Here is a 7,898-nt window from a genome sequence, read left to right as displayed (position 1 = left end):
GGCAGGGCCAGTCGCGAAGAGATCTGTCAGGCTTTAGCCTGGTGATAGCTGCTGACCTTAAACAGGCGGCGGCAATAATCAAGAAAGTAGCCATAGACCGCGCCCATCAGCATTGATACCACGATGTTCGAACTTACTGCAGCCGTAATCTGGTGCCAGTCGGCGCCAACCGTCAAAAGAATAATCACATACACTGGTGACTGGAAGGTGACATAAGCCAGCACGTCCGCCAGATTTTTCCCCCATCCTGCCTGCGTGGCTTTACGCGCCGCGCGCATAAACAAATCGCGATACATGCCGTATGGCCACGCGATCAGGATGTTGACGGGGATAGCCACCAGTCTGGAGTACAGAGACTGTTCGAAGCTCATTCCTGAAAGGAATATTTCGATCAACATGTTCACGACAGAACAATAAACAACCATCGCGAACGTGTCTGCTACTGCATGACGCAAGCGTGACTGCGGAGAGAACATGTTAATGCTCCTTGTAAAAAGGGAAAAAAAGGTTTTGAATACCTTCTTGCTAGTGATTTGTCTTGCTGCTTTCGCGTTTGAATAGGATATCTGCCTGGATAATAACTAGCAACTAGCTTAAAATTTTTATTTATTACCTTTTTGTCGATAAAATGCTCTGCAATGGTTTGTTTTTTGTTCGTTTTGGTATTTTCGTTGCTGATTTAATTAAAGGCATTTTAGATCAATGGGTTATGGAAATTTGTTTTTCTGAATTTTTTGCGCTCCTTTTCTCAATGTTGACTAATGTGCAATATGTATACGCACCGGCTCCGCGCGATGTTGTGGCCTGTTTTTCGAGTGATACCCTGAGACTCCTTGCAAGTATATTTATAGCGACTAGCAGAGGAATAGAATATATCGCATAGGCGATATCAAAATGGATGCGATAAATACACGAATTAGCTTTTTTGATTAGTAATATGCGAATAAATTAGACTGGAAATATAATAAGCAGTTGCATACAATATTTAGGGTAATACCGTTTTTATGTTTTACGTTAAAGAGGTTTTGTTAATATGAGTTCAATGTTAAAAAACTTAAATAATATCCGCTCGCTGCGTGCAATGGCTCGTGAATTTTCCGTTGATGTGCTGGAAGATATGCTGGAAAAATTCAGGGTAGTGACCAAAGAACGCCGCGATGAAGAAGAACAACTACAGCGCCAACGTGCAGAACAGCAGGAAAAAATTAATACTTTGCTGGCGCTGATGCAGGCAGACGGGATCAATCCGGAAGAGCTGCTGAGCATGACGCCTGCGACGGCACGTTCAGTTAAAAAACGTCAGCCGCGCCCGGCGAAATATCGTTTTACCGATCTCAATGGTGAAACAAAAACATGGACCGGACAGGGTCGCACACCGAAGCCAATTGCCCAGGCACTGGCTGCCGGTAAATCTCTTGATGACTTTTTGATCTGATTATTAATGCGGTGAGGGCGACCTCACCGCTTATTTTCAGCAAACGCCAAAATCACCCTCTTCGGTATATCGCGTCACGTCAGCTGCTTTCAGCGTGAATTTTTCGCCGCTTTCATTACTGGCGTGTACCGCCACAATGTGATCGCCATTGACTTCGACAACTTTCAGTTTGGGTCCACCCATGCGTGGTTGAACCAGATCGCCAGGTTTAAACATATTGCTCTCCTTTATTCATCGCAGAACTCACCATAGATCACGTCAATCAGCGGGTACAGCGCAGTTTCAATGATTACCGCTTAATGAGTACGTCGGTTCCAGGGCATGATATCCAGCAATCGCGCCATGCCGCAAAAGCCGGTCACGCCAGCGAGTATTAGCCCGGCGCCCACAAAACCGCTCAGCAGGAAGAAGGCGCTGCTAACGGTGTAGCCCAGAATGACGCCGAGTAAGGCAAGGCTACCTGCGGCTATCTGCACCTGGCGCATCAGCGGTAACGGTTGTGAACGATCTTTTGCCACCGGAAAACCTGCGGCTTTCCAGCCGTCAATGCCACCTTCCAACAACCAGACCTGCGCAGGCGCGGCAATAGCGTTCAGTTTTGTCGCCGCGTTTTGTGTACGTTTGCCTGACTGGCAGTGAAAAATCACCTGCCCGGCGCGTAAATTCGCAGGCAGCGATCCCTGCTCAAGCGTAGGTAATGGCGCCAGATGCGCCTCCGGAATATGCTCGTACAGATACTCGTCAGCATCGCGGATATCAATCAGTTTTGCGCCTTGTGCGACCAGCGTCTGCGCCTCGCGTGGGGAAATCGTCCCAATGGTCATGATGGCTCCTTATGGGCAATACAGTGTTTTTAATGTGGCGATCAGTGAATTCACGGCCGCATTTTTGATGGAGTACAGGATGCGCTGGGCATCGCGTTGGCTGTCTATCAGGCCCTCTTCACGCATACGCGCCAGATGCTGCGAAGTGGCGGAAGGACTCAGGCCGGTAACACGGGCTAATTCGCCCGCGCTGGTACCGGGTGAGCCGCAGAGCATGCACAAAATCAGCAACCTTTTCGGGTTACTCATCGCTTTTAGCAGGGCGGCAGCCTGCTCAGCGCTGGCCTGGAGTTGTTCAAGTTCAGTCATATGTATTTAAGTATGTTCTAAATTAAGCTTATTCTAAAATAAGCGGTCAACGTACGCCAGCGTAAAGAGCGTAAAGGAGGGTAAAACAGCAGGGGAAGGCTGGCAGAGTTAGGTACACTGACTATGCTTAGAGATAAAATCTCTTTTTAAACAATGAGTAACTTTTTGCTTGTATGGAGTGTGTATGGGTTTCTGGAGAATCGTTTTTACTATTATTCTGCCCCCGCTTGGCGTGCTGCTGGGGAAGGGGTTCGGCTGGGCATTTATCCTCAATATTGTTCTGACGCTGCTGGGCTACATCCCGGGTCTGATCCACGCCTTCTGGATACAAACGCGTAGCTAATTACCCTTCTACTTACGGCGCTCTGGCGCCGTTTTCTTTGCGCTCCTTTCTCCTCTGCTACACTTCCTGGTGTTGATTGTTAACTACCGAGGTGGATATGGGACTCTTTAATTTTGTAAAAGATGCGGGTGAAAAACTGTGGGATGCGGTTACTGGCAACCATGACACTGCCGATCTGGCAAAAAAGGTACAGGAACACCTGAACAAAACGGGCATCCCGGATGCGGATAAAGTGAACGTCCAAATTAACGAAGGTAAAGCCACCGTTTCTGGCGATGGATTAAGTCAGGAAGCGAAAGAAAAAATCCTGATTGCGATTGGTAATATCTCTGGTATTGCCAGCGTCGACGATCAGGTAAAAACTTCTGCGCCGGCGAGTGAAAGCCAGTTTTATACCGTAAAATCAGGAGATACCCTGAGCGCTATTGCCAAACAGGTATACGGTAACGCCAACCTGTATAACCAGATATTTGAAGCGAATAAACCGATGCTGAAAAGCCCGGATAAAATTTATCCAGGGCAGGTTTTGCGTATTCCAGAACAATAAGAAAGTTCAGGCTTATTGCGTCAGCAATTTGCCGGACATCGCTTGTTGAATAATCGGAATGGGCGTCAGCAGGTGCTGGCGCATTAATTCGCTGGCACGTGCAGCATCGCGTGCCAGAATTGCTTCGGTCAGCGTTTGGTGCTGATCGTGTTTATCTTCCAACATCTCCACCGACAGCACCGTTTTTCGCAGCCAGATAAACCGGTAGCGCGCCGCCAAATCGAATAGCCGTTCGCGCATTTGCAGCAGATACTGTGAACCGCAGCCAGCGACAATTGCCGAGTGAAAAGCCTGATGGCGCTGATCCCACTCGTCGAGCATCTGTTCACTGGCGTCAACGGCTTCAAGCTTGCCGAGCATATGCGCCCGCGCCAGAATTTCAGCTTCCCAGGCGTCGTCGCCGCGTTCAATGGCCAGCGCGACCAGCATGGCTTCCATATTGGCGCGGGCATCGAAAATATCGAGCAACTCCTGTTCGGACATTGGGGCGACACGATACCCTTTCTGATTGACCACCGTGACCAGCCGCTCGGCAACCAACTGCGAAAGCGCTTCGCGTAGCGGTCCCACGCCAAGCTCATAGCGTGAGGTCAGCAGGCTCATACGCAGTTTTTCATCAGGCTGATACACACCGCGGATGATGTCGTTTTTCAGCCAGCGGTATCCATCAATGGCCGTCGGTTGGGGAATGGCGGTCATGGTCTTACTCCTGAACGGTTTTCCCGGCTTGTGCCGGGAAAAGGTTTAATGCGTATTTTGCAACGGTGCTTTTTGCCACGATAGCAGTTTTTTCCAGCGTGACATAATAGGCACGGTGCAAATAATTCCTATGGCTAACAACCCGGTAGAGATAACTTCCAGTTGTTGAGCTGGGCGAAAGAGCATCACCACCAGCACAGAGATAATAAAGGCGATTACCAGCCAGGTAAGCCACGGATAGAGCCACATTTTCAGTTTAATTTCACCGCCTCGCGCCAGCAGGATTTTGCGCATCCGCAGTTGGGAAATTGCAATCACCAGATAAACCAGCAGGGCGATGGCGCCGGAGCTGTCGATCAGGAATTTGAACACCTTGGCCGGGGCGTAATAGTTGACCACCACGGTGAGGAACGCGGCACCCGTAGACAGCAACACCGCCACATAAGGCGTTTTACTCCGGTTCGTTTTACCCATAAAGGCGGGAGCATCGCCACGACGGCTCAGGGAGTAAAGCATACGCGAGGACGTATACAGCGCGGAGTTCAGACAACTGGTTACCGACAGCAATATGACACAGTCCATGATCAGCTTCGCGTGTGGGATATGCAGTAACTCCAGCACCGAGCGATAAGAGCCCACCTCTTTCAGTCCCGGCATGTTCCACGGAATCAGCGCGACGACCACGAAAATAGAGCACAGATAGAAGATGGAGATACGCCAGATAACCGAGTTGGTGGCGCGGACGATGTGCTTATCCGGGGTGTCGGACTCGGCGGCGGCGATGGTAACAATCTCTGCGCCCATAAAGGAGAACATGGTGATTAGCATCGCGCTGATCACCGCGCCAAAACCGTTGGGCATGAAGCCGCCCTGATCCCACAGGCGCGAAACTCCGCTGACCTCGGCATAGGGGTAGAAACCGCTAATCGCCACCGCGCCGAGAGTGATAAACGCCAGAATGGCAATCACTTTGCACAGCGCCAGCCAGAACTCGAACTCACCGTAATTTTTGACGCTCAGCAAATTACTGCCGGTTAATGCCAACGTGATAACCAGAGAAAACAGCCAGATAGGAATGCCTGGAACCCAGGAGTGCAGAATGATGGCGGCGATATTCGCTTCCAGCGGGATAACCAACACCCAGAACCACCAGTACAGCCAGCCGATGGTATAACCCGCCCACGGCCCGATGGCCTTATCGGCGTAGGTGGAAAAGGAACCGGTATCCGGGGTGGCAACGGCCATTTCGGCCAGCATGCGCATAATCATCACCACCAGCAATCCGGCGAACAGATAGGCCAGTAATACTGCGGGACCGGCTTCTGCAATCGCCACGCTTGAACCCACAAACAAACTTGCGCCGATAACCCCGGCAATAGACAGCATGGTGACGTGGCGTGATTTCAGCCCGCCCCCTAAATCATGTGATTGTGACACTTGCCCCATCTTTTAAACCTCTCGAAAGTATTTCACTTGGGAGAGCACCCCGGCATTCCCGCGCCGGGGCACGCGTATTTATTGTTATTGACCCTGTCTGCCGGATGGCGGCTCCGCCTTATCCGGCCTGAGGATTGCGTTTTTTATTGGTCGAATGCGGTGTTAACCCTGCTTCGCTTCGGCAAAACACTGAGCGATAATGTCCAGCCCCTGGCGGATTTGGGCATCTTCAATGGTCAGTGGGACAAGAATGCGCAGTACGTTGTAGTAAGGTCCGCAGGAGAGCAGGATCAGCCCTTTATCGCGCGCACGCGCGACGATTTCCGCGGTCAGTTTGGCGTCTGGTTTCGTGTGATCGCCGTCTTCAAACAGTTCGATTGCGATCATCGCTCCCAGCCCGCGTACATCGCCAATCTCGCGGTGGGTTTCCGCGATAGCCAGCAGGCCTTCGCGCAGGGTTTGCCCCAGGTCGTTGGCTTTTTGCAGCAGATTTTCCTGTTCGAAAATATTCAGTACCGCCAGTGCGGCGGCACAGGCAATCGGGTTACCGGCATAGGTACCGCCCAGACCGCCCGGTGGGATTGCGTCCATGACTTCGGCGCGCCCGGTCACTCCCGCCAGCGGGAAGCCACCGGCGATAGATTTGGCGAAGGTGGTGAGATCGGGCGCAACGCCCATCTGCTCCATAGCGAACAGCGTACCGGTACGGCCCGCGCCGCTCTGTACTTCATCGGCAATCAGCATGATGCCGTGCTCGTCACAAATGGCGCGCAGACGTTGCATAAAAGCAGGAGAGGCGGCGTAAAAACCACCTTCGCCCTGGACGGGCTCAATCACGATGGCGGCAACGTCTTCCGGAGCGGCATCATTTTTGAAGATACGGTGAATGCTGGCGATAGCATCGTCTTCACTGATGCCGTGCAGCGGGCAAGGATAAAGCGCACGGTACACGTGGCCCGGCATCAGTCCCATTCCTGCAGAGTACGGGTTTACTTTCCCGGTCAGCGACAGGGTGTAGTGGGTTCGACCGTGGTAAGCGCCGCTGAAGGCGATAGTGCCGGTTCGTTTGGTGGCGGCGCGGGCGATTTTCACCGCGTTTTCCACCGCTTCCGAGCCGGTTGTCACCAGCAGGGTTTTTTTGGCGAAATCGCCCGGCACTTTCTTATTCATGATTTCGCACAGCTCCAGGTACGGCTCATAGGCCAGCACCTGGAAACAGGTATGGGACAGCTTTTTCAACTGTGCTTCTACCGCAGAGACGATCTGCGGGTGCAGGTGGCCGGTGTTCAGCACCGCAATACCGCCAGCAAAATCGAGGAATTCACGGCCTTCAACGTCCCAGACTCGACAGTTTTCTGCACGCTCGGCAAAAATAGGGTGGATTTGTCCTACGCCACGGGGAACGGCGTTGCTGCGACGTTGCATAAGTTCTTTGTTGGTGCTCATCAGGTGTTCTCCAGTATTTATTTTATTAAAGGCCGATGCACATATATTTGATTTCTAAGTAGTCTTCGATGCCGTATTTCGATCCTTCACGGCCAAGACCGGAGGCTTTGATTCCCCCAAACGGGGCGACTTCGTTGGAGATAATGCCGGTGTTAATCCCGACAATGCCGTATTCCAGCGCTTCGCCAACGCGAAAGACGCGGCTCAAATCACGGGCGTAGAAATAGGCGGCCAGACCAAACTCAGTGTCATTAGCCTGAGCGATGACGTCAGCCTCGTCCTTAAACCGGAACAGCGGAGCCAGCGGGCCGAACGTCTCTTCTTTGGCGACCTTCGCGTTGTCAGGCACATCCACCAAAATGGTGGGCTGGAAGAAGTTGCCGCCGAGTGCGTGAGGTTTGCCACCCGCGATAATGCGCGCGCCTTTATCCAGAGCATCGGCGATGTGTTCCTGCACTTTGGCTACCGCTTTCTCGTCGATCAGCGGCCCGGTGGTGACGTCAGGCTGCAGACCATCACCGAGGTGCAGTTTGCTCACTGCCTGCTGGAGTTTTTCGGCAAAACGGTCATACACGCCGTCCTGCACGTACAGGCGGTTGGCGCAGACACAGGTTTGGCCAGCGTTACGGAACTTCGATGCCAGTGCGCCTTCTACGGCTTTATCGAGATCGGCATCGTCAAAGACGATAAACGGCGCATTGCCGCCCAGCTCCAGCGACACTTTTTTGATGTCTTTGGCGCACTGCTGCATTAACTGACGGCCAATTTCGGTTGAGCCGGTAAATGACAGCTTGCGTACCAGCGGGTTGCCGGTCAGCTCGTTGCCGACCGCGCTCGCTGAACCGGTCACCACGCTGA

Annotated in this window: 11 protein-coding genes; 3 read left to right on the top strand and 8 right to left on the bottom strand. The window is 52.3% G+C overall.

The genetic code is table 11. The features are described from left to right. Positions 1-26: 26 nt before the first annotated feature. Positions 27-476 carry an L-alanine exporter AlaE gene (alaE, locus tag FDW87_RS19535; RefSeq protein WP_016154144.1) on the bottom strand — a complete coding sequence of 150 codons (450 nt, stop codon included), beginning with the start codon at positions 474-476 and terminating at the stop codon, positions 27-29. Between the two features lie 557 nt (positions 477-1,033). Here alaE and stpA point away from each other — a divergent pair. Continuing rightward, complete coding sequence (stpA, locus tag FDW87_RS19530) at positions 1,034-1,435, top strand: DNA-binding protein StpA (RefSeq protein WP_019077523.1); 402 nt, start codon at positions 1,034-1,036, stop codon at positions 1,433-1,435. Between the two features lie 36 nt (positions 1,436-1,471). On the opposite strand, the gene FDW87_RS19525 is transcribed toward stpA, so the two are convergent. From FDW87_RS19525 to FDW87_RS19515, 3 genes are all read right to left on the bottom strand, one after another. Continuing rightward, entirely contained in the window at positions 1,472-1,651 is a 180-nt protein-coding gene (locus FDW87_RS19525; RefSeq protein WP_016154141.1) for a hypothetical protein, read from the bottom strand. Between the two features lie 80 nt (positions 1,652-1,731). Further along, on the bottom strand, positions 1,732-2,259 hold the full coding sequence (locus FDW87_RS19520; RefSeq protein ID WP_016154140.1) for a rhodanese family protein: 528 nt from the start codon (positions 2,257-2,259) through the stop codon (positions 1,732-1,734). A 9-nt stretch (positions 2,260-2,268) separates the two neighbouring features. Beyond that, positions 2,269-2,568: a helix-turn-helix transcriptional regulator gene (locus tag FDW87_RS19515; RefSeq protein WP_016154139.1), complete on the bottom strand. Its 300-nt coding sequence runs from the start codon at positions 2,566-2,568 to the stop codon at positions 2,269-2,271. 184 nt (positions 2,569-2,752) lie between these two features. On the opposite strand from FDW87_RS19515, the gene FDW87_RS19510 reads away from it, so the two are divergent. Then, the gene (locus FDW87_RS19510) at positions 2,753-2,911 is read left to right on the top strand and encodes a YqaE/Pmp3 family membrane protein (RefSeq protein WP_049270951.1); all 159 of its coding nucleotides are present in this window, start codon (positions 2,753-2,755) and stop codon (positions 2,909-2,911) included. A 97-nt stretch (positions 2,912-3,008) separates the two neighbouring features. Continuing rightward, positions 3,009-3,458, top strand: a complete 450-nt coding sequence (lysM, locus tag FDW87_RS19505) for a peptidoglycan-binding protein LysM (RefSeq protein ID WP_016154138.1) — start codon at positions 3,009-3,011, stop codon at positions 3,456-3,458. A 12-nt stretch (positions 3,459-3,470) separates the two neighbouring features. On the opposite strand, the gene csiR is transcribed toward lysM, so the two are convergent. The 4 genes from csiR to FDW87_RS23115 all read right to left on the bottom strand — a co-directional run. Next, on the bottom strand, positions 3,471-4,157 hold the full coding sequence (gene csiR / locus FDW87_RS19500; protein ID WP_049270954.1) for a DNA-binding transcriptional regulator CsiR: 687 nt from the start codon (positions 4,155-4,157) through the stop codon (positions 3,471-3,473). A gap of 45 nt (positions 4,158-4,202) precedes the next feature. Beyond that, complete coding sequence (gene gabP, locus FDW87_RS19495; RefSeq protein WP_049043321.1) at positions 4,203-5,603, bottom strand: GABA permease; 1,401 nt, start codon at positions 5,601-5,603, stop codon at positions 4,203-4,205. Positions 5,604-5,756: 153 nt separating this feature from the next. Continuing rightward, positions 5,757-7,040: a 4-aminobutyrate--2-oxoglutarate transaminase gene (gene gabT / locus FDW87_RS19490; RefSeq protein ID WP_046274853.1), complete on the bottom strand. Its 1,284-nt coding sequence runs from the start codon at positions 7,038-7,040 to the stop codon at positions 5,757-5,759. A gap of 25 nt (positions 7,041-7,065) precedes the next feature. Further along, positions 7,066-7,898 (bottom strand): aldehyde dehydrogenase family protein (locus FDW87_RS23115; RefSeq protein ID WP_252363263.1); only part of this gene is annotated, 833 nt, incomplete at its 5' end.

This window comes from Citrobacter sp. wls826 (assembly GCF_005281245.1).
Classification (GTDB): domain Bacteria; phylum Pseudomonadota; class Gammaproteobacteria; order Enterobacterales; family Enterobacteriaceae; genus Citrobacter; species Citrobacter braakii.
Note: the sequence above shows the minus strand (reverse complement) of the source record. Positions and strands in the feature narration are given on the sequence as shown.

Coding starts and splice junctions, on each gene's coding strand:
- FDW87_RS19520 (WP_016154140.1), bottom strand. CDS start 2,259: ATGACCATTGGGACGATTTCCCCACGCGAGGCGCAGACGCTGGTCGCA.
- gabT (WP_046274853.1), bottom strand. CDS start 7,040: ATGAGCACCAACAAAGAACTTATGCAACGTCGCAGCAACGCCGTTCCC.
- csiR (WP_049270954.1), bottom strand. CDS start 4,157: ATGACCGCCATTCCCCAACCGACGGCCATTGATGGATACCGCTGGCTG.
- FDW87_RS19510 (WP_049270951.1), top strand. CDS start 2,753: ATGGGTTTCTGGAGAATCGTTTTTACTATTATTCTGCCCCCGCTTGGC.
- FDW87_RS19525 (WP_016154141.1), bottom strand. CDS start 1,651: ATGTTTAAACCTGGCGATCTGGTTCAACCACGCATGGGTGGACCCAAA.
- gabP (WP_049043321.1), bottom strand. CDS start 5,603: ATGGGGCAAGTGTCACAATCACATGATTTAGGGGGCGGGCTGAAATCA.
- stpA (WP_019077523.1), top strand. CDS start 1,034: ATGAGTTCAATGTTAAAAAACTTAAATAATATCCGCTCGCTGCGTGCA.
- FDW87_RS19515 (WP_016154139.1), bottom strand. CDS start 2,568: ATGACTGAACTTGAACAACTCCAGGCCAGCGCTGAGCAGGCTGCCGCC.
- lysM (WP_016154138.1), top strand. CDS start 3,009: ATGGGACTCTTTAATTTTGTAAAAGATGCGGGTGAAAAACTGTGGGAT.
- alaE (WP_016154144.1), bottom strand. CDS start 476: ATGTTCTCTCCGCAGTCACGCTTGCGTCATGCAGTAGCAGACACGTTC.